Here is a 22409-nt window from a genome sequence, read left to right on the forward strand (position 1 = left end):
CCAAAGTAAAAGTTTTATGAAAAAAATATATATCACTAAACATTATGAGTAATTAGATACTTCCTATATGACATTAAGCTCTCTTTTAGTTTTTCAATTTTTCCATTTCTTTTTCGTCATATTTATCTATTTCATGCAACAAATGTTTGATCTCGTGTATTGATTTTTTTCTTCAATCCATTTTTTTGAAATAATATTTCTTGTCTTTATCTTCATTAAGTATGTTCGGAAGGGGGATCGTATATCCAAAAATTGAAGAAATAGTATCAAGATATCAATTAGATGAAAATGAAGTTGTATTTATAGCGATAATTTATGGTTTATTAGATCAAAATTTTCATAACTATCAGTATTTAATTATTGATTATAGAGTTCTTAGAAAAAATATCGTATATAGCTGTTTCAGGTAACTATATTATTGGAGAAATAATGACTGTATTACAGAATACTGTCATCGTTTCAAATGGAATTGAAGCAGAAATCATAAGAAAAAAAGATTTACAAGAAACATCTTTACTATCAAATATTTTTATATTAAAAATATAAGAGTAATCAGAAAAAAATCTATTTTAGGAGGAACTTATATGTGTACATCGATTACTTATACTACTAAGGATCACTATTTTGGAAGAAACTTTGATTATGAAATATCTTATGATGAAGTAGTTACTATCACTCCAAGAAACTATAGTTTAGATTTTCGAAAAGTAAAGAACTTAGATACTCACTATGCAATGATTGGAATTGCAGCTGGAATTGCAGACTATCCACTTTATTATGATGCCACAAACGAAAAGGGTTTAAGTATGGCAGGATTGAATTTTTCTGGTTATGCAGAGTATAAAGAGATACAATCAGAAAAAGATAATGTGTCTCCATTTGAATTTATTCCTTGGATTTTAGGACAATGTTCAACTGTAAATGAAGCGAAAAAGTTATTAGAAACAATCAATTTAGCGGCTATTAACTTTAGTGAAGATCTCCCATTGTCGCCTTTACATTGGTTATTGGCAGATAAAGAAAAATCAATCGTTATCGAAAGTATGAAAGACGGACTTCATATCCACGACAATCCTGTAGGCGTTTTAACCAATAGCCCTTCATTTGACTATCAATTATTTAATTTAAATAATTATCGTGTATTATCTAATAAAACGCCTAAAAATAATTTTTCAAATAAAGTTGTTTTGAATGCTTATAGTCGTGGTATGGGTGGAATAGGATTACCTGGAGATTTATCGTCTACCTCTCGATTTGTTAAAGCAACATTCACTAAACTTAATTCGGTATCAGGTGACTCAGAATCTGAGAGTATTAGTCAATTTTTCCATATTCTGGGATCCGTTGAACAACAAAAGGGATTATGTGATGTTGGTGGCGGAAAATATGAATATACAATTTATTCGTCATGTTGTAATGTAGATAAAGGCATTTATTATTATCGCACGTATGAGGATAGCCAAATTACAGCGGTAGACATGAATAAAGAAAATTTAGATAGTGATAAGTTAATCAGCTATCAAATAGTTGAAAAACAACAAATTAACTATATCAATTAGATTTTAAGCAAAAAATACTATATTTTCAAAGGAATATAGTATTTTTTTGCTCTTTGTTAATAAGGAATTGAAGTAGATATATACTTCAATTGGTTCTTTTTTATATCAACTATAACCAAATTAAATGAAAAAGATTATAAGTATTTATCATTGTTAGATTTAGCTAAGTAATAGTAATATCAGTAAGGAGATATGAAGAATGACTTTTTATCAGTTACTACAATTGGATCCTTTAATACTTAAGCAAAAAATAAAAAATACAAAATCAAGTAGTAAGCGGAGAAAATATTTTTTATCCTTAGTATTAAGATCTTTATTAATTGTTGGATCTGCTATTTGTGTGATTGTTACATCTACGAAGTTTTTTGGTGAATCCAATAAGCCATATGCTATTGTTTTTTTCTGTATGATGCTTAGTCTAAGATTTGTCGACTTCGGATATAAATTTACTCAATCAATTTTAGGATTGGGCATTGTCCTGGGTGCGTTGTTTGTTGCACCATTTGTCCACTTATTACCGTATTTTATTTTGCAAGTATTGTTGCATTTCTTTTTACTGGGAGGGATACTAATTGCTACTCTAAGTGATCCCAAAATGGGAAATCCGTCATTATATGGATTTTCCTATATATTTGTTGTTTATTCAACAATAACAGAACATCTAACGAAACAATTACTGAATGGTCGCCTTCTTTTCTTTGGTCTCTTTTATCTAATATTTTTGTGGATAATTTATCACAATCATCGAAATAAACATAAAGAAAAGACAATGTTCAAGGCTTTGAAAGAAAAGAGTGATTCATTGAAAATCTGGTTGTGTTCCTATGTAATTTTCATTAGCTTATTATTAGCTATTAGCCAGTATCTATCTTTTGAACGATTTATGTGGTTTGGATTTGCCTTTTCTTCTTTATTTGCGAGTTATGGATTTTCAATAATTGATTTAAACACACGTGCAACCGACCGTTTATTAGGCACAATTATTGGTATGTTTTCTTTTATTCTATTAAGTATGTATTTCCCCATTGAGATACTTAGTTTATTAGGTGGTATTTGTTTAGGATTTTGTTCAAGTTACCGTTATAAGACGGTTTTTAATTGTATTGGTGCGTTAACGATAGCTAGTCAAATGTATGGAATTCCACAAACATTAGTAATGCGGTTTACTTATAACTTGTTAGGCGTAAGCTTAGCTGTTTTAGGAATTTTATTTGTAAAAATGTTGATAAATCATAGAGACATTATAAAAGAGACCAATTGATAAAAGAGCTTGTTCATATCATATAGTAAGTATAATAACTCTTCGAATAAAAATAAGAATAGAAAATAAATTGACATTATTATCTTGTTTGTCAATCAGATTGGTTGATACAGAAACAGTCTTATTCTAAAGAATAAGGCTGTTTCTGTATGAGAGATAACATACAAATATATATTGTTTGAACAATTGTCACTTTTCTTTATAATTGGCAAAAACTAATGATCATTTGTCTTTCTATTTTTATCCTCCATTTTGTCTAAATAACGATAAATCGTTATCGATGGCTATTTCTAATACAGGCCGATTTTATGAACACTTTTTGGTCACATTTACGGGGTTTATGGTGACGTGATTGGATTAGGACAAATTGACAACTGCAACTCCACTGACAAAGAAATTCAGGAAGCTATCAAAAAATTGCTTTATTGGGGTACTGCTATTCCAAGAAATGAAGCAACAAAATAATTTTGAAGAAAAAGAGAATATACAATAGTTCTTTCTGAGAAAGAACTATTGTATATTCTCTTTTTGTTTTTCTTGTACAAAATCTTATTTACTAGTTTTTCTTACCTTCCAGAAGAAATCATTTAATTCTTTCCACAAATAAGATATTACTAAGCTAATTATTAACACAACTAATGCATTAAACGGGAAAAGGCGATACATTTGGCTACGATTAAACACTTGAATAATTACAAGATGTAAAAAAAATATAGAAAATGAATAATCGCCTATATATTTCAAAACATCAATTTTTATTTTCTTTTTACATTTAATAACCTTACTTATCATCATCAAAAATACCATGCTAGCTAATACAGAACTTAACTTCAAGGCAGATACTCCAACTTCGGGAGAATATTGGAAAAGCAAATATCCTTCAAAAAATGAAAGAAATAATAAAATCACATACAAAAGAATCATTTTTTTCTCTTTCTTTTTCTTCATATAAATTTTATTATTCCCTACAAGATAGCCTAAATAAAAAAAAGAAAACCAAGGTAAACAACTGTTTATTCTAATATTCGCCATTAAATTTGAAAAATGATAACCAGAAAATGTTGGAATAATTCTACTAAAGAATGTTTCTATTGGTGATATCAACAAAAATATACTTTTATAACGAGAGCTTCCCATCTTATCAATAATTGGAATCAATAGAGTAAGCTGAATATATACAGGAATAAAATACATGCCTGAAGCAGAATTAAATGTAACTAAACTTAAAAAAAACTTTCTGAACAATTGTGGTTCTCCATAATTATATAACAATGTATAAATCAAACTCCAAATGATATAGGAAAAAACGACTTTTTTTACTCTTTTTTTGGGTTTGTAATTCTCCATACTAGAATTAATTCCGCTTAAATAAAGAAATAAAGGAACAGCATGATTTAAAAATGAACGTATGAAAATTGAATCAACACTTTGAGGAAGACAGTGAATCATTACTACACAACAAATAGCGAATCCTCTCAGTACTTGAATTGTATAATTTTTATTCGACACCCTTTCTATACTCCTGTTACATTAACTTTGTGATTGAAATCCTTAATGATTAATAACAACATAATTATCTAATTTCTTTTATTATCCTTTTTCAAATGACATATTCGTTTATAACTGTAACTTCTTATTTACTTGTTTTTCTTATCGTAAATGGACGTTTACGATTTGTTTGTTGATTTTTCTCAGAAGTTACAATACTTTTTTCCTTTGATATAGTGATATAGTCTGTTTTTTTGAAGCCTTTCGCAGCTTTTTTCAAAAAAAATGGTTTAAATTTTGATTGGATAAAAGATACTTCTTTGTTCAATTCTGTTGGTTTATAGAACGGCTTAAAATTTCGTTTTTTATTTTTTCTACTTACTCACTATAAAAACCCTTGCGATAGGTCTCTGGCTAGGAATTGATTCTTTATATTCACAATGATAACCTTTTATAGAAACAGGGTTATCCATACCAGTTATCAATACATAATCCCCTTTTTTGTTTTGAAAAAATTCTTTTATATTTTTGTGATTATACGGATTTCCTTGTTCACTTGCACGCGTATACACTACTTTATCCTGAATATACCATGATAAAACTAATGCGAATTGATCATTTGCAAATTTATCAATAATATAACCATCATAAGAAGAATATTTTTGAATAAAATGAGTGTCTACTAATTGATTTTCAGGGGAATGAACCCTTCGATAGAAAGTGAAAAAATTACCAAAAAACAAGATTATCATACAACATATTATTAGAGTCGACTTCATTTTTTTCTGTTTACCACAAATAATTGCTAGAAAAAGTACATATAAAGGAAAGCATGGAATTAAATATTTAATAATAAATATTGGTTGAATAACAATGGATAGAAAAATACCAATTAAGAAAGTTCCTAACGGCACTAACAAGCAGAAGATTGATTTAAAATTATTTTTTTCTTGATACACGCAACAAATAACTAGAATAGAAATAATGATAAACACAAAATATGCCAAAATATTATTACTAAATTCACCAGCTATAACTGTATAGATCATCTTTATCAAACTAAATCCAGTTATTTGAGGAATCCAAAAATCATTAGAAACATCTTTTGCTTGTAAAATGAAAATTTTTATCCAAGGCATGTATCCAATAAATAGTATAAATACAGAAAGAACATACTTGTAGACATTACGTTTAGATTTGATTATACATAATAGTAGGATTCCATAAATAATCATTATAGAAATTAAAGCAAAATAATGGGTGTACATTGCACATAAACTATAAATAGACAACTTTATACAGTTAGCATAATTATAATTGACAAAAAAATCATAAGCAGATATAGCTGAAAAAAATACAAAACACGCTGCTAAAGAATACATTCTTATTTCAACAGCGTATCTTAACAAAAAAGGAGAGCAAACAAATAATAAGGCAAATAGAGTTGCTATTTTTTCTCCTAATGTCCTTTTAACCAAAATTGTTCCATTTACCAACACTACTAGATAAGGCAAGATAGAAAAGATTTTTGACCACAACAATTTATTATGAAAAAAAGTAAGGAAAATTTTTAGTAGTATATAATACAATGGCGGATGTACATCTTCTGAAGTTATTTTTATTATGTCTTTAAAAGTATTATTAACTACTCCTAAAGTGTATGCTTCATCACCCCAAATATTATTTCCTAAAAGACTCACATACATAATAATACCAAAAAAATATATTAAGTATCTCACCCATTCCATACTTATATGAAAACCTTTTTTCAAAATTAAAACACCCTCCAAAAAAAATTATGATATAGCTTTTAACTACTATTCCCCTTAATTTATATATGATTGTATCAACTAATATTTTTTATTTTTAAATACCTTGGTTGAAAATAAAAAGCTTTGACATTCATACAGCACAAAAAAAGCCCACTTTATTGCAATAAAGTGGGCTTTTTTGTTACTCATATAAAACTAAATTCTCAACTACATCATCCTTGTATAACATTTTACATGCAATTTTACTTTAATTTTTTTGTTTTCAAATTAAATTTTAAAAATGGTTGAAACTATTTTCTTGTTATATTTATATCATCCATAACACTTTAATTTTTTTATCATTTTTTCACAAAGTCATCAAATAATTTATTTGGTGACTTCTCTCTTTTATTAGCTAAAATAGCACATCCTATGCCACTCATGACAACGATTCCTCCAATTAAAGTCATCCATCTTCCAAAATATAAGACAAAACAACAATATAGCTACAAAATCAATATATTTATGTTATTTACTCCAGCATGGCGAATAATCATTTCGTCCACAAACAACACTAGAAATAGTGGAATAAGTTTATTCATTACAAATCCCTTCTTTTTTAGTTAACGAGCCTTGCTCACTTATTTCACACATTTCCACTTTTCGGTATAAATAATTATCTATCATTTTCTACATTGAGTTGTTCCTCTACGCCCTAAACAAAATAGCCCAAATCTTTTTATTCAAGTCTTGATAAATTTATTTTAAAGAAATACCTAGTTAGAAAACGTTCACACTTTTTTAGATAAAGGGTGGACGTTCGTTGATTTTACAGTTTTTTGCAATTTCATAGATTACGTCAACTGTTACTGACTGTCGTGCAGTTTGCTGAACCTGACAATATGAAACCGTCCACAATTGCTTCGTGGGTTACTAGAGAAAAAAGTGTCAAAAGCTTGCCTGCTGTATTCATCTATTCTTTATCATTATCAACAGGAAAAGATATGTCTGAAATATATAATGATTTACTAGCTATTCAGACCCAAAAATGGTGTTCGATGCAAAGAAAACACCACAAAAAAGAGAGAGTAGACTCGTAACCTCTCTTTTTATTGTTCGCTATGTAGTCTATTGATCAACCAAACGTGACTATTGTTATTCGAGGTTAGCTTGAAAATTGGCCATTCCCCATGTCGAAATAGTTCGTATTTTTTAACTGCTAGTAGTTACTTTACAATCAATTATTCTTTATTTTTAGTATGACTTTTTTTAAATAAATAACTTACAATTGTTTCATATCCCCAAGCAATAATCACTAGTAATATAATACGTATATAGATAGGAAGCTGATTAATAATAAATGTATTCACCAATTCAAAAATCACCATTAGTACTAAGAAATAAAGAACTTGTCCTATCTTAGATAAATTTTTCAAGTAATATTCCTCCAATCAAAATCAGCAATTTTATTGACTGCGTACACCTATAATTACCCAACGATCTATATCTGATCCCCATTTCCAACCAGGCTGTTTATTTATGCGAACAATGATCCCTTTACTCGTATTGATATTCGCTGCAATTGAACCTGTCACAGCTTGTGCTAGCCAGCCTAGTCCTACATAATGGACTACTGCAGCAAACCCAAGTGTTTTTGCTGTAGTAGCTATATAAGAATTGATATAGACATCCTTAGTTTCATTATTAACATTCAATACTGTATTTCTGCCTGCTCTTAACATTTCTTGACTTCTAGCTGAGGCTATTTCCTGAGCAGTAAAAACTGTAGATGGGTCAACGCCGTGTTGCTTTAACATAGTAATAAGATCATCAATTGTCAAACTAGCTAATTGATTAAACCCTTCAGTAAGTTCTTGCTCAGTGATATTTTCATTTATTGGTTGGCTTAAAGTAACTTCTGTGTTTTCATTAGCAAACACAGGTATGCCAGCTGTAAATAATAATGAACTGGAGATTAATAAAATTGAAGATGTTAAGAAAATTTTTCTTTTAATCATAAAATTCACCTCTACCTTAATATTAGTTCTTTGAAGACCTTTTAATTATATCGTCAATAACCAACCCCCAAAAAAAATTTGCAAAAAAAAGGTAGCCTAACCTCAAAAACGTTAACTAACGTTGACTCTTTGTCAATAAAGACTAATCATGGCTGAAGCAATCAGAAATCCACTCATGGAAAAATTCATTAAAGATTTGATCATTCAAATTTTGGCCATGATTACTGAACAAAAACGTACCTAATCTAAACGACGCTAGGCATAAAGGATTTAAATTGCTAAAGCGAATGGCGTTTACAAAGGACGTCCGAAGCTTTATATTATAGACGCAAAAGATCCCCAACGTCGCCTTGTTTATAAAAGCATTGTTGAGGATCTTAAAAATGGAGTTGCCATTTCAAAGATTATAAATGATTATAACAATACCAGACAAGCAGTCTACTTCAGGACAAATCGAATCTCCTATTGTCACATCCATTTTAAACGGCACACGTGCTTTCTCTAAATTAGCCATCAATTTAATTTTTCTTCAGTTAATTTCCTATTTCTAAATGTCAGATTGCTATCAATTCTTGTTCTTCTATCGATTCCATATTTTGATCCTAATAAAAAGCCGCCTTTTAAAATGAAGTCATTTTTATACTTTGATTCAGAAATTTGTTCAATTAAACCATCCATCATAAAATGCCTTTGCACTAACTGTACATTTAATCCTGTACTCTTTGCTAAATTTCTGGTTTTTGCTCCAAATTGTGTCGGTGTCATTTTTTCCTCCATCAACATAAGCTTTGCATATTGTATTTCATTTCGGGTTCACTTTCATCTCTCGGATTCCAAATATCACAAAGTGTACGTTCTTTGTTTTCATTCAGTTCTAAAGCGACTTTTCAATAGCTTTTCAGAAAATAAATGGTCGGATTTTTTTTCCATTGTCTTACTTTCCTCCAAAAATGATACGTCCAAATACTAGCACCTTCTACTAACTTTACAGAGCAAAAAAAATTTTTTACAAGGACTATAAATTGGCAGTCAGTGTCTTAAATGAGAATTTTCTAATGTCCCAATGAAATGATTTTTTTCGCGTACTTACGCAAATGTTACCAAATAGTATCTATTGCACTAAAAAGTAGGTACTTTCTACTTTCGTAAATAAGGTCTATATTTTCTATTCGTCAGGTAACAAACTTTTAGGAGGACAAAAATGAAAAATAAAATCTCACCCACGCTTACGTTGATGGCATTGGTTATCAATGCCTTTGCAATTGGTTCAACTGAATTTATCAGTGTTGGTCTCATGCCTTTAATTGTTGAGAGCTTTCACGTTAGTTTGGCACAAGCAGGACTGACAGTTTCCCTTTACGCAATTGGCGTTACTGTTGGTGCACCAGTCTTAACTATTTTAACTGGAAAATGGAATCGAAAATTTTTAATGATGATGATTATGTCTTTATTCATTATTGGAAATCTATTTGCTGCGTTTGCTGCAAGTTTTACCATGTTACTAATTGGTCGTGTTATTTCTGCCCTTGCACACGGTATCTTTATGTCAGTTTCAAGTGTCATTGCAGCAGATGTTGTTGCACCACATAAACGTGCCAGCGCAATCGCTATTATGTTTACTGGCTTAACTGTCGCTACTGTAACAGGCGTTCCATTAGGTACATTTATAGGGCAACAGACGAGTTGGCACATGACATTCATTTTTATTGCAGTTGTCGGTGCTATAGGGTTACTTGCCAATTTATTCTTGATCCCAAGTGGTTTACCCGTCCCAGGATCGATAGATTTAAAAGGTATTCTACGAATTTTTAAAAATAAATTTTTAGTTGGTTCCTTTTTGGTTACTGCTCTCGGCTATGGCGGAACTTTCGCTGCGTATACTTATCTCACACCAATTTTACAAGATAAAATTGGTTACTCTGCACATGCTGTCGTTATCTTATTAGTTATTTATGGGCTAATGGTAGCCATTGGAAATACGATTGGTGGGCATTATTCTAATCAACAACCTTTGAAAGCTCTAGGTATTATGTTTGGTTTGCTAGTACTTTCTCTTCTATTTCTATTTTTTACGATTTTAAGCGGAAATAAATTATTAGCAACAGTCGCCACTCTCGTCTTGGGACTCTTCTCATTCATGAATGTACCCGGATTACAATTTTATGTTGTCCAACTGGCGGAAAACTATACACCAAAAGATATTACCTTAGCCTCAGCATTTAATATTTCTGCATTCAATATTGGAATTGCATTCGGCTCATTTATTGGGGGACAGGTAACTAAAACCGTTGGTGTTAGCTACACACCAATTTTTGGAGCAATCATCGTCTTATTGGCTGTCTTCTTAGTTTTCAGATTGATTACCGAAAATAAAAAAGCGGAACAACTTTCTTTACACATAGAGGAATGAATCCTAAGCATTTGATTGCTGTCACAAGATAAAAAAGAGGACGAGCGCTAAGCTCGTCCTCTTTTTGCTGTTTTATTTATTTTTTTACCTCTCTTCTTTTATTTAAGGGATTAATCGATACTTTTATCGATTATTGCTCGCAATACCTTTTCCCTTAACTCGATTGAATCAATGTTATTTTTTCTTTCATAACCTTGAACTAGAATATCACAAAGATAAAGCTGAGAAATTTTTCCAGCTAAAGAAGCTCCATTCAAAAATTCTTCAATGGCCGTTTGCAGAACAAAATCTGCTGTCCGCCCAATTGGAGATTGAAGATAATTCGTAATTGCCAAAATTTTGGCACCATTTTTTTTCGCAAGTTTCATTGAGTCATACGTATCTTTTGTTTTTCCTGACAATGAAAAAACAATGACTGTGTCTCCTTCATCCAATAGTGAAGCAACCTGCGCTTGAATATGCGGATCTATTACTGCATGCGCTTTTACACCAACACGTAGAAACATAGTAGCTAAATCTAAACTAGTTGTTCCGCTAGATCCCACCCCAAAAATATAAATGTTCTTTGATTGGCTAATCAATTGAATAGCTTCTTGTAACGTTTGCTCATTAAGTAAGGATTCGGTCGCATTCAATGCTTCTTTTACGCCACTAGCGATTTCAGTAAAATAGGTTATTTCTTTTGGTTGCTCTTTTTTTTGGCTAAAATCCTCTTTCGCAATTTCGATTTTCAAATCAGAAAAGCCAGAAAAACCTAATTTTTGACAAAAACGAATGATCGTTGCATCACCAACTTGCGTTTTCGCTTTGATATCACTCATTGTATTGTAAATAACTGATTTTCCAGCATCCAAAATATAATCAGCTACTTTTTTCTCAGATTTTGTTAAAAATGGATAATGCTCACGGATTAGGTATATATAATTCATCGGTTCTCCTTTGCTCCAACTTATTCAGTTTATTATACTCCAAAACAAGTAAATAAAAAAATCTCCAAAATTCTCCATTTTGGCCTTTACACGCATGTAAGCGGATGCTATACTTCAATCGGAGTTAAACTCCAAAATAAAAATAAAAACGGAGAATTAAGGAGAATGAAAAAACAACTATTTTTAGAGACTATTTCTCATGGATTGATTGTTTCTTGTCAGGCTTTACCTGGCGAAGTATTTTACAGTGAAACAGGAGGCTTAATGCCTTTATTTGCTTTAGCTGCCCAAAAAGCAGGAGCTGTCGGGATTCGCGCAAATTCTGTTCGTGATATTTTAGAAATCAAAGAACAAGTTGATTTACCGATGATCGGTATCATCAAGCGTGATTATTTACCTGAGGAACCATTTATTACTGCCACAATGCGCGAAATTGATGAACTAGTTTCAACTGGTGTGGAAGTAATTGCCCTCGATTGTACGTTGCGTAAACGTCACGATGGTTTAACGATCAATGAATTTATTTCTCAAGTCAAGGACAAATACCCCAATCAACTATTGATGGCGGACATTGCCACATTTGCAGAAGGTATCAACGCTGCTGAAGCTGGTGTTGATTTTGTCGGAACAACGTTGAGTGGTTATACAGCAGATAGCAAACACCAAGATGGCCCCGATATTGAGCTTATCAAAAAACTAGTTGAAGCAGATTTATATGTTATTGCAGAAGGAAAGATCCACACACCCGAACAAGCAAAAAAAATCAAAGATTTAGGTGTTGCTGGAATTGTTGTTGGTGGTGCAATTACGCGACCGCAAGAAATTGCTCAGCGTTTCGTTGATGAATTAAACTAGGAGGAATCACTATGTTCAAAAAATTTTCAAAGCTTGGTCGTGCATTTATGCTTCCGATTGCTATCTTACCTGTTGCTGGCCTTCTTCTTGGACTGGGGGGTGCGTTAACAAATGAAAGCGCCATAAACGCCTATCCCCTTTTATCTCAACCTTGGTTACACACGATTTTAAGTATCATGAGTGTTGCTGGTAATGCTGTCTTTGCAAATCTAGCGTTAATTTTTGCAATCGGTATTGCAGTTGGCTTAGCAGATGGTGATAAAGGAACGGCCGGGTTAGCTGGTGGTGTTGCCTATCTCGTGTATACAGCAACAATTAGTGGATTTCTAGAACTTTTTTCTCCTGAAGGTGCCACACTTGATACTGGAGTCGTTGGCTCGATTGTCATCGGTGGCACGGTCGCCTTTTTGCATAATCGTTATCGAAAAATCGAATTACCACAGTTTCTTGGTTTCTTTGGTGGCTCTCGTTTTATTCCAATCGTTTCGAGTTTAGCTGCAATTCTCATCGGCTCATTTTTTTATTTAATCTGGCCTCCAATACAAAATGGCTTGGTTATTGCTGGTGAACAAATTGCACAAATGGGTAGTCTAGGTACATTTTTATATGGTTTTTTACTTCGTTTAACTGGTGCAGTTGGCTTACACCACACGATCTATCCATTGTTCTGGTATACTTCATTGGGTGGAACAGAAACCGTTGCTGGTTCAACGATCTCAGGTGCACAAAATATTTTCTTTGCTCAGTTAGCAGACTCAAGTCACACGGGTCTTTTCACTTATGGAACTCGCTTCTTTGCAGGAAGATTTGCTACGATGATGTTTGGGTTACCTGCTGCATGCTATGCAATGTACCGTGCCATTCCTAAACAAAACCGTAAAAAAAATGGCGGATTGTATTTTAGTGGTGCATTGACTTCTTTCTTAACTGGAATTACTGAACCTGTTGAGTATATGTTTTTATTTGTAGCACCGTGGTTATATGTCATTCACGCATTTTTGGATGGTCTCTCTTTTTATTTTGCTGATATCTTGAATATTCGGATTGGTAATTCTTTCTCTGGAGGACTTATTGACTTCTTGTTGTTTGGTGTTTTACAAGGAAACGACAAAACAAATTGGTTGAAATTACTACCTTTTGGTCTTGTTTGGGCAGTTATTTATTATATTGTCTTTTCCTTTTGTATCAAAAAATTCAAGGTCGCGATTCCAGGAATGGAGTTAGCTACAGATGAAACACCGAAGGAATTTGAGAAGCGAAACGAAAAGAAACCAACTACTTTACATGAAGAATCACTAACTATCATTACTGCACTTGGAAACCAAGAAAATATTGAATCAGTCGAGGCTTGCGCTACTCGTCTACGTATTTCTGTCACCAACGGTGAGCTTGTCAATAAACAAGTTATCCAAGAACTAGGTGCTACAGCTGTTTTTGAAGTCAAAGGTGGTATTCAAGCCGTTTTTGGTGGTAAAGCAGATCTTTTGAGTCAAGAGATCAATCAAATTTTAAATAAAGATAATTAACAGTTTACAACTTGTTGCTTGCATAAAAAAAGAAGCTCAGCTGCCTCACAATCAGCAGTTGAGCTTCTTTCAATTTACTAAACGCTTATAAAAACAACTCTTTTTTCGCCAAAAAATTTCTAGCTTGCAGCAAGTCATGAAATTGATAGTCTGCTGGTGCAGGACGTTCACGTAAACGTGAAAGGTCTTTTTTCAGCGGGTAGCGCCCTTTTCTAACTGGCAAATCTGTAATATCATCTTCAACTAAAACAGAACGAATTCCTGCACGACGTGCTGCTTCGATCCCCACTCTTGAATCTTCAAAGACAAGAGCATGAGTTGGATCGATACCAGCTTTTTGACTTGCTTTTAAAAAAATCTCTGGATTTGGTTTCCCTGCTTCAACCTCGTCTCCTGCCAATATCACATCAAAATAGTCAGTGATTCCTTCCATCTCTAAGTAAGCCAAGACTTTTTCTCGCTTTGATGACGAAGCAACAGCGATTTTAACTCCTTGTTCTTTGGCAAAATCTAGCAACGGCACCAAGCCATATTTTTTATGAACTGTTTTTTCTTTCGCCAGTAGTTCATTTTTAAACACATTCATTGAATCACGCCATTCATTGTAAGGAACGTCCTCACCGTAGAGTTCTTTCATCCCCAAACGAATATCAGAATCTGTTTTTCCTGTCAAATAATAATAAACATTATGATTCAATTCATAATCATGTTTTTCTGCAGAATTGAAGTAGCCTCGATAACTAAGACGACCTGTATCAAACATAAGTCCATCCATATCAAAAATAAATAATTCGATTTTATTCATAATAGCCTCCAATAACTTGAGTTGATTCATTCTACCCCAAAAGGAAAAGAAAGGACAGCAGTAAGCGATGAAGGAAACAGCTAATGAAAAAGTAAAATAGGTTGTTAATTTCCCTTGCCTAATTCATCAAGTAGTCATTCTCGTCAAAAAGGTGGGCAAAACGCCTAGTCGTTTTGTCCCACCCATTTTCTTACCTCTTGGATCCATTCCACAACCTTATCCACTTATCCTGAAAGATTGTCCCTTGACTGTTTCTATTAATTCGTTCAGGTGCTGACTGGCAGTTACTCCATCATCTTGTTTCAAACTTGTTTCTGAAAGAATAAATGACCCGCCAACTGCTATTACCTGAGAATGGTTCAAGTAATCGAGAACATTGGTCTCATCAATACCACCGGTGGGCAAAAATTTCACGTCATAAAAGGGCCCACTCAACGCCTTGATTGCCTTTAGCCCACCATAGATATCTGCTGGAAAAAATTTGACAATATGAATGCCATAATCCACTGCCTGTTGGATTTCACTAGGGGTTGCTGTTCCAGGGAATACAGGGATATCTTGAGTTAAACTATATTCGATAACTTCTGGGATCACAGCTGGTGACACAATAAATTTCGCACCATTTTTAATTGCTGCCTTTGCCTGTGTCAATGTTCGCACAGTGCCCGCGCCCACCAACAGTTTTCCAGATTTTGCTAATTTTTTGATGGCTGCTTCTGCCAATTCACTACGAAATGTGACTTCAACTAACGGTAACTGATTTGCTAACAGAATTTCTTCCAAGCGATCCAGATAGTCAAGATTCGTTGCAGTATAAAGCGGCAATAACTTTGCTTCCTCTATTTTTTGATAAACTTCGCTTTGAACTGTCTGCATTTTCAAACTCGCTCCCTCACAAAACGTGATCTATTTTTTTGCTTTTGTGATTGCTTCGTGTAACCCTTGCATATAAGTGATTCCCATCGCTCGGTCATATAGACCATAACCTGGCATCGCTACTTCGCCCCAGATCGTTCGGCCATGGTCAGGGCGAATCACGCCATCAAAACCAACATCCACTAAGGCTTGCATCAATGCATACATATCTAGTGAACCTTCTGTTGACAAATGTGCTGTTTCTTTAAATTTTCTTTCTCCCATAAAGCCAACATTTCTAAAGTGAACAAAGTTGATTCGTTCCCCAACCTCATGAATGATTTCAACCAAGTCATTTGCTGGATCTGCTCCCAATGAACCAGTGCATAACGTGATTCCGTTGTAAGGAGAATCAACAATTGATAAAATTCGTTTTAAGTCTGCTAGGTTTTTTGTAATGCGTGGAAAGCCAAAGATTTCCCAAGGTGGATCATCCGGATGAATCGCCATTTTCACATCCATTTCTTCACAAACCGGAATAATTTTTTGCAAGAAATAGGTTAAATTGTCAAATAGAATTTCTTCCGTTACACCTTCATAAATTTCTACCAATCGATTGAATTTATCTAGACGTTCTTTCTCCCAGCCAGGTAAACGAAATCCTTTTGATTGGCTATGGATCAATGTATACATTTCACTTGGTTGCATGTCATCCACAACAGACTGATCATAAACTAATGAAAAGCTGCCATCTGCATTTTCATAAAACAAATTGGTCTTTGCCCAACCAAAAATTGGCTTAAAGCTATAACAAATCAAATGCACGCCACACTTCGACAAATTTTTGATTGTCTGGATATAATTATCAATGTAATGATCTCTCTCATCAGTTCCTGCTTTGATTGCATCATGGATGGCTACACTTTCAATCCCCAATAATTCTAAGTTACCAGCTTCAACAGAATCTTTTAGTTTCTGAATTTCATCAACTGCCCAGACATCACCGGGTAGCTTATCCAACAAAGTACCTACGATTCCATTGATACCCGGAATTTGGCCTACATTTTCCAGCGGAATCGAGTCTCCTTGACCATACCATCTAAATCCCCACTTCATCTTGGCTTACGCCTCCTTTAAAAGTCATCTTCTTCATCATTTTCTTCAGTCATTGATGTATGCCATGCTTGTAAACTATCTTCTCCTTGTGCAAGAATTGCCGGAGCAACTTGTTCTAAAGGCGTTTCAATCAATTGATGATTGATCGTTTCCAATAGCATAGGTAGGTTAACACCACCGATGACATACACTTGTTCTTGAAGTGTTGGTTCTAATTGACTAACAGCTAGTACTGACTGATTATAAGGACTAGCACTTACTAAATCTGTTAACACAATGACGCCATTCTTTTGATTGACTTCGTGAATTGCTTCTCCAATTTTTTTGCCCAACAGTTGCACATCATCTGCTTGGTTCAAACTAACAGTTGCTGTATTATTCGTTGCCCCAATAATCACTGTGGCAGCATCTTTTAATCCCTCACTCAATGTACCATGTGTTGCAATCACGATCCCTAACATGCTGTTTCCTCCTCGACAGACAATTTTGATTCATTTTTTTTGAAAAAAGTCATCACTTTTGCGATATTTTCCATATTAAGTTCTTTTTGATCGAGCACCGCTCGACTTAAATAAAAGTCAGTTGTTTCTGCTTGATTTTCACCACTAAATAAATACATCGGCTGTTTTTCTAACAATCCTTCGGACACAACCTCAATACCGACTTTTTTAGCAACTTCACTGGTTTTCTTAGGCGCACCTAGTACTCTCAATGGTGCCTTTGCCCCAACACTATCCAATACGTACACTTCACAATTTTTCTTGATGACACTTTGTAATACAGCAACTCCTTGCTCACCGAAACATCCTTCATCAAGCAATGCGTAGGCTGTTTTTTCATCTGGTTCTTCCATCATTGCTAGCAGCGTCAAGATAGATGACGTATTCCGAACAAGATTTTTACGATTCGATAACCCTTGAGTGACCTTGCCTAAAAAATAAAAATAACTGGCAAAGACAGCAATTACGAGCCAAGAACTCAAAGTAGTCACATCAAAAGTCAATGTTTGTTTCATTAAGTAAAGAATCGTCGCTATTAAGCCGATAAAAATCAAACTAACTGTGCCTAATAAAATAAATTTAGTCGTAGCTTTCGCTTGTTCTTTTCGTTGAAACAAAGCATATGCCCCAACATGTCTAGGCGGGGTGTCATAATACGTGCAAATCACTCGCTCGGCATTTTCAACATCGCCAACGTAAATATTTCTGGAAGAAGTTCTTTTTTGTTGGTTATATTCAATGACTTGTACGTCTTCTCGCATCGGTAAAATATCTGCAATGACTGCTGAGATAAATCTTGTTTTTTGTTTGTGTGTGCGCCGTAAGCGATAGATATATTGGTAACGAAACAACCAATCTTGAAAACGTTCCTTTTTTTGCATCGTACTCCCACCTAACCTTGCTCGTTTATTTTAGGAGTCTGGCGTTCAAATCCCAGACTCCATTTGCTGATCTTTCTACGTGATCTCACAAATCAAATTTGCTTAAAATATCTTTTAACGTTGACTTTGGTGCAGATGGTGTTGCTTGGAAATAAATGTTTTCAACTCCATAATCTTCGTTCAATTCTTTTAGTTTTTGCGCATCTTCTTTATTTAAATAAACAGATTTAGTTACTAATAAATCTTTTTCTGGATCCTTTTGAGCAATCCCGCCAATATTTAGTTCTTTCATTGGCACACCATGTTTGACTAAGTCATAGATCACACTTACTGTTTTAGCAATCAAGATACAGTTATATTCTTTAAATTCATATTCATCCCAGTAAAATTTCGCTTTATCACTTGTGATAACAATCGTTTTTTGACCTGTGCGACTTCCCGCGTTTTTATAAAGGTCGCGCATGAATTTATCTTTTGCTACAACGTCATCCACTACAAAAATGGAATTGACACCACTCTTTTGTGACAAAGTCACCATTACTTGACCATGGATCAAACGTTCATCTACACGTGCTAAGTTTATTTTTCCCATCAAAAACACTTCCTTTAATTTTTATAAAATTCCGATACCTGCTAAGACAATCAAAATCAAGGTTAGCCAGAGTAATGCTTGGGTTACCTTCAATCCCTTTTTGGTGTAGAACCAATACACACCCATCACGACTGCCAATGGCAACAAGCCTGGAACAATTTGGTCCAAGATGTCTTGAATGACGAAATCTTTACCAGAAATAACAAACTTCAAGGTTGATTCGACTTTGACATAATTACCAGCTAGGACGCCCATCATGAATAGCCCTAAAACAGATAATGTTTCAATTGCTGTTTGAATACCGGTACTTTGCATCAAACCAGTAGCATTTCGCCCCATTGCAAAAGCTTGTCTTGCAAAGAATACGCCTAAAATCGCTTGATACGTAGCAAAACAGATGAATGGGAACAACGCACCTAATGGGCTCCCTTGTTGGGCCCATGGAACTGCGATTGCGATAAAGATATATTGAACAGTTCCTGAGTCAATTGCATCCCCGATTCCTGCCAACGCCCCCATCAAACCAGCTTTTGTGTTGTACATCAAATCATCTTGCATCAAAACTTCGCTGTCAGTATATTCTTCCTCTGCGCGTTGTTGTTCCATCGAAGACATCAAACCAGTGATTACGCCACCACCCCAACTCAACTGGGTATTGAAAAATAATAATTGCCGCTTATAAGCAGCTCTTCTAGCATCGTCATCTTTATACAATTTTTTTAAAATCGGCATCATTCCATACAGTAACGATGGTGCCAAATAGCGTTCAAACGAGTGAGGAATTTCATTCGCAAAATGCCAACGTAAATAGGCTTTCGTCACATCTTTTTTGGTAATTTCTTCTGGTGCTTGACTGTTTACTTGTGTTTTTTCAATTGCTTCTGTCATCATTCTTCCTCCTTACTTCACTTAGAATCCATCATCGTAGTCATCGTCATCATCATCAAATGTTGTTGTCGCTGCAGTACCATTATCAGTAGCTGCTCGGACATGTTTTCCTTGTTGCGACTTCACGAAAATCAAAGCAATCAATACACCAAAGATTGCGTAAGTTACCATCGTGATTTCTAATGATTTGAAGACAACACTTAAGAAATAAGCCAAGAAGAAGAACACCATGTAATCTTTTCGACCAATAACATACACTGTCGTAGCAATCCCGATTGCCGCTAAACCACCACCAACGACCTCTAAAATATGGATGACGACAGTTCCTTCTAAAGCAGTGATCACATCGGCAATAATTGGTGCCCCTAAGTAAAGCGCAATAAATACTAATGGTACGAATAACAGAAATGAAGCCAAGGTTGGATATAAGATAATCGAACGTTTGATTGCTTTATCATTCAAATCTTCAACAGCTTTATCCGTGTACTTCCCTAAAAATGTGTTGATAAAAAAACGTAATTGATATAAATAACTTCCTAATAATCCTACTGGAACCGCTACTGCAATCGCTGCTTCAGGTGAAAGATCTCCTAGAAGTGCTACTGGAACGGCAACTGCTGCTGCAATAGATGGTTCAGCTGGCATTGAACCTCCAGGTGAAAAGACACCCATATAAATCATTTGTAATGATGCCGTGATAATCATTGCTTGTGCCACATTTCCCATGATGACTCCGACAACTAATCCTGTCATCAATGGTGAGAATCGAAGTGTTAATGTTGCTCCTCCACCAAGCCATCTTGACATGATAGCTGCAACCCATAAGGCGATCAATAAGCTTTGTATGATACTTAAATTTTCCATAAGTCCTCCCCTAAACCTTCGTTCATTTTTTTGACCTAACGATCTTTATTCCACAAATTGATTTTATCAACTGATTTTTATACTAAATAATAGCTCTGACTTTGGACCGATCGTTCAGGTAACCGACCAGCAACAATTCGCTCGACATCTTCAACACATTTTTTCCCCATCTCTTCTAAGCATTCCCTTGTATAAGCAGAGGTGTGTGGGGTCATTACAACATTTTCAAATGATAGATAAGGATGATCTTTTCTTCCTGGTTCTTCCTCCAAGACATCTGTAGCAAAACCAGCGATTTTTCCTGATCTTAGCCCTGCAACCAATGCTTCCTCATCGATCAAAGCACCTCTAGCACTATTTGATAGATAAACTTGATCCTTCATTTTTTTGATTTCAGCCGTTGAAATCATATGATAATTTTCTTCTGTGAGATTCGCACATAAACAGATAATATCGGCTGAAGCAAGTAATTCACTCAATTCGACTTTTTTTGCACCAAAGCTTTGTAAATACAAATCTGATTTATAAGGATCATATGCCAGAACTTCGCAACGAAAACCATTTCGTAAAATTTCGACCACACAGCTCCCTGTGTTTCCAACTCCGATTACGCCAACTGTTTTGTTGAAGAGTGCCCGACCAACAAATTGTGCACGATTTTCCCAGTGATCCTTTTTCACACTGGCATCTGCTTCAACTGTACATCTTAAAATAGCTAACAAGTTTGTGATATTGTTTTCGGCTACAGCATCGCGCTCAACCAATGCTGGAATGATCGAAACGATCGTTCCTTTTTCTTTTGCTGCTTCGAGGTCAATGTTGTTATATCCAATACCATGGCGAGAAATCAAACGTAATTCATCTTTGTACTCAAAAAATTCTTTCGTAAAAAACGGGGTGACACTAGCAATAATCACATTGTAGCCATGCAACACTTCTGCCAGTTCTTTCCCAGATATCTCACCATCTACAGTAAAATGTTTGACAGTTCCTAACGCTTCCAAGCGTCGTAAATGTTCAGGAAATATTTTGCCAAAGCTACTCGAATTCACAATTGCGATTTGATACTTAGACATTTCCTTACTCCTCTCATTCTTTTTTGATAACTTCATGACCTCCAAAACCATTTCGCAAAGCAGAAACAACTTTTGCGGAAAAACTATCTTCTTCCTGTGATAGATTTCTCATGAATAAACTCATGGCAATCACTGGAACGGGGACATCCATTGCTAGCGCTGTTTCTACTGTCCACTTTGCCTCACCAGAAGCAGCTACGATTCCGCGATAATCTGCCAATTTAGGACTTTGTCGAAATTGTTCTTCTGCGATTTCCATTAACCAGCCTCGAATAACGGAACCATGATTCCAAACACGAGCTACTTTTGCCAAATCGAAATCATAGTCACTTTGTTCGACTAATTGGAAGCCTTCACCAATTGCTTGCATCATGCCATATTCGATTCCATTATGGACCATTTTCAAAAAGTGACCACTTCCGGCTGGGCCCGCATATAAGTAACCGTTTTCAATTGCAAGGTCTTTAAATAATTGCTCGATCGATAAAAAAATTGCTTTGTTTCCGCCAATCATCAGACACGCATTATTTCTTGCACCAGAAATTCCACCTGATGTTCCACAATCGAAATAATAAATACCACGTTCTTCAAAAATAGCTGATCGCCGAACTGAATCTTGATAATTTGAGTTTCCACCTTCAATCACAATATCTTTTGGTGCTAACAGTGGTAACAATTGCTCTAACACTCGATCAGTTGGTTCTCCTGCGGGTAACATCAACCAAATGATTTTTTGTTCTAGCTTCTCTTCTTGATAAGAAGCTAGCAAGTCTTCGACTGTTTGAAACGTTTTGATCCCTTCATGTTTTGCAATATTCAATGTTTCTTCAGATAGGTCTGTCCCCTTTACGTCATAGCCGCGCTCTTTCAAATTGATTGCTAAGTTCATCCCCATCTTGCCTAATCCAACAAAACTCACTTCCATGATAGCGCCTCCATTTCTATATCTCCATTATACAAAAAAATATTTTTTTGTAAATACAAAAAATAAAAATTTTTTCGTTTGATTTTTTTTACAAAACATTATATCCTTTA

At 34.4% G+C, this 22409-nt stretch carries 20 protein-coding genes and 2 pseudogenes; 6 read left to right on the forward strand and 16 right to left on the reverse strand.

Features of this window, described 5'->3' with window-relative positions; translation table 11 throughout:
• Positions 1-584: 584 nt before the first annotated feature.
• Both bsh and AC4BD1_RS10045 read left to right on the forward strand, forming a co-directional pair.
• A complete protein-coding gene (gene bsh / locus AC4BD1_RS10040) occupies positions 585-1559 on the forward strand; it encodes a choloylglycine hydrolase (RefSeq protein ID WP_206907270.1) in 975 nt (324 codons plus the stop codon).
• Positions 1560-1758: 199 nt separating this feature from the next.
• Positions 1759-2820, forward strand: a complete 1062-nt coding sequence (locus tag AC4BD1_RS10045; protein WP_490466419.1) for an FUSC family protein — start codon at positions 1759-1761, stop codon at positions 2818-2820.
• 549 nt (positions 2821-3369) lie between these two features.
• On the opposite strand, the gene AC4BD1_RS10050 is transcribed toward AC4BD1_RS10045, so the two are convergent.
• The 4 genes from AC4BD1_RS10050 to AC4BD1_RS10065 form a co-directional block, all read right to left on the reverse strand.
• Positions 3370-4329, reverse strand: a complete 960-nt coding sequence (locus tag AC4BD1_RS10050) for an acyltransferase family protein (RefSeq protein ID WP_490485560.1) — start codon at positions 4327-4329, stop codon at positions 3370-3372.
• Between the two features lie 353 nt (positions 4330-4682).
• Positions 4683-6080, reverse strand: a complete 1398-nt coding sequence (locus tag AC4BD1_RS10055) for a glycosyltransferase family 39 protein (RefSeq protein WP_490485561.1) — start codon at positions 6078-6080, stop codon at positions 4683-4685.
• Between the two features lie 1220 nt (positions 6081-7300).
• On the reverse strand, positions 7301-7495 hold the full coding sequence (locus tag AC4BD1_RS10060; RefSeq protein WP_206907277.1) for a hypothetical protein: 195 nt from the start codon (positions 7493-7495) through the stop codon (positions 7301-7303).
• Between the two features lie 30 nt (positions 7496-7525).
• Positions 7526-8077 (reverse strand): hypothetical protein, encoded by a 552-nt coding sequence (locus AC4BD1_RS10065; protein ID WP_490485562.1) that lies wholly within the window; start codon positions 8075-8077, stop codon positions 7526-7528.
• A gap of 145 nt (positions 8078-8222) precedes the next feature.
• On the opposite strand from AC4BD1_RS10065, the pseudogene AC4BD1_RS10070 reads away from it, so the two are divergent.
• Positions 8223-8582: pseudogene (locus AC4BD1_RS10070) on the forward strand (hypothetical protein); the annotation flags it as partial.
• On the opposite strand, the pseudogene AC4BD1_RS10075 reads toward AC4BD1_RS10070, so the two are convergent.
• Positions 8514-8842: pseudogene (locus AC4BD1_RS10075) on the reverse strand (nucleotidyl transferase AbiEii/AbiGii toxin family protein); the annotation flags it as partial. The pseudogenes AC4BD1_RS10070 and AC4BD1_RS10075 sit on opposite strands and share 69 nt — an antisense overlap.
• A gap of 436 nt (positions 8843-9278) precedes the next feature.
• On the opposite strand from AC4BD1_RS10075, the gene AC4BD1_RS10080 reads away from it, so the two are divergent.
• Positions 9279-10487 carry an MFS transporter gene (locus AC4BD1_RS10080; protein ID WP_490485563.1) on the forward strand — a complete coding sequence of 403 codons (1209 nt, stop codon included), beginning with the start codon at positions 9279-9281 and terminating at the stop codon, positions 10485-10487.
• 110 nt (positions 10488-10597) lie between these two features.
• On the opposite strand, the gene AC4BD1_RS10085 is transcribed toward AC4BD1_RS10080, so the two are convergent.
• Positions 10598-11416, reverse strand: a complete 819-nt coding sequence (locus AC4BD1_RS10085) for a MurR/RpiR family transcriptional regulator (RefSeq protein WP_490485564.1) — start codon at positions 11414-11416, stop codon at positions 10598-10600.
• Between the two features lie 165 nt (positions 11417-11581).
• Between AC4BD1_RS10085 and AC4BD1_RS10090 the strand changes: the two genes are divergently transcribed.
• On the forward strand, positions 11582-12271 hold the full coding sequence (locus AC4BD1_RS10090; RefSeq protein ID WP_206907284.1) for an N-acetylmannosamine-6-phosphate 2-epimerase: 690 nt from the start codon (positions 11582-11584) through the stop codon (positions 12269-12271).
• A gap of 11 nt (positions 12272-12282) precedes the next feature.
• Positions 12283-13797, forward strand: a complete 1515-nt coding sequence (locus AC4BD1_RS10095; RefSeq protein ID WP_490485565.1) for a PTS transporter subunit EIIC — start codon at positions 12283-12285, stop codon at positions 13795-13797.
• Positions 13798-13882: 85 nt separating this feature from the next.
• Here the strand turns inward: AC4BD1_RS10095 and AC4BD1_RS10100 are convergent, their stop codons facing one another.
• From AC4BD1_RS10100 to gnd, 10 genes are all read right to left on the reverse strand, one after another.
• Complete coding sequence (locus tag AC4BD1_RS10100) at positions 13883-14602, reverse strand: HAD family hydrolase (protein ID WP_490466429.1); 720 nt, start codon at positions 14600-14602, stop codon at positions 13883-13885.
• Positions 14603-14818: 216 nt separating this feature from the next.
• Complete coding sequence (locus AC4BD1_RS10105) at positions 14819-15478, reverse strand: bifunctional 4-hydroxy-2-oxoglutarate aldolase/2-dehydro-3-deoxy-phosphogluconate aldolase (protein WP_206907290.1); 660 nt, start codon at positions 15476-15478, stop codon at positions 14819-14821.
• A 30-nt stretch (positions 15479-15508) separates the two neighbouring features.
• Complete coding sequence (uxuA, locus tag AC4BD1_RS10110) at positions 15509-16573, reverse strand: mannonate dehydratase (protein WP_206907292.1); 1065 nt, start codon at positions 16571-16573, stop codon at positions 15509-15511.
• Positions 16574-16590: 17 nt separating this feature from the next.
• The gene (locus tag AC4BD1_RS10115; protein ID WP_490466431.1) at positions 16591-17034 is read right to left on the reverse strand and encodes a PTS sugar transporter subunit IIA; all 444 of its coding nucleotides are present in this window, start codon (positions 17032-17034) and stop codon (positions 16591-16593) included.
• Positions 17028-17954 carry a hypothetical protein gene (locus AC4BD1_RS10120; protein ID WP_490466432.1) on the reverse strand — a complete coding sequence of 309 codons (927 nt, stop codon included), beginning with the start codon at positions 17952-17954 and terminating at the stop codon, positions 17028-17030. Before AC4BD1_RS10120 ends, AC4BD1_RS10115 begins: the two co-directional genes overlap by 7 nt.
• Before the next feature lie 85 nt (positions 17955-18039).
• A complete protein-coding gene (locus tag AC4BD1_RS10125) occupies positions 18040-18546 on the reverse strand; it encodes a PTS sugar transporter subunit IIB (protein ID WP_490466433.1) in 507 nt (168 codons plus the stop codon).
• A 21-nt stretch (positions 18547-18567) separates the two neighbouring features.
• Positions 18568-19434 (reverse strand): PTS system mannose/fructose/sorbose family transporter subunit IID, encoded by an 867-nt coding sequence (locus tag AC4BD1_RS10130; RefSeq protein ID WP_206907298.1) that lies wholly within the window; start codon positions 19432-19434, stop codon positions 18568-18570.
• A 21-nt stretch (positions 19435-19455) separates the two neighbouring features.
• On the reverse strand, positions 19456-20298 hold the full coding sequence (locus AC4BD1_RS10135; protein ID WP_490466434.1) for a PTS mannose/fructose/sorbose/N-acetylgalactosamine transporter subunit IIC: 843 nt from the start codon (positions 20296-20298) through the stop codon (positions 19456-19458).
• 77 nt (positions 20299-20375) lie between these two features.
• A complete protein-coding gene (locus AC4BD1_RS10140; RefSeq protein ID WP_206907302.1) occupies positions 20376-21374 on the reverse strand; it encodes a D-isomer specific 2-hydroxyacid dehydrogenase family protein in 999 nt (332 codons plus the stop codon).
• Between the two features lie 13 nt (positions 21375-21387).
• Complete coding sequence (gene gnd / locus AC4BD1_RS10145; protein WP_490466435.1) at positions 21388-22299, reverse strand: phosphogluconate dehydrogenase (NAD(+)-dependent, decarboxylating); 912 nt, start codon at positions 22297-22299, stop codon at positions 21388-21390.
• Positions 22300-22409: the final 110 nt, after the last annotated feature.

This window comes from Enterococcus sp. DJ147D b (assembly GCF_058216655.1).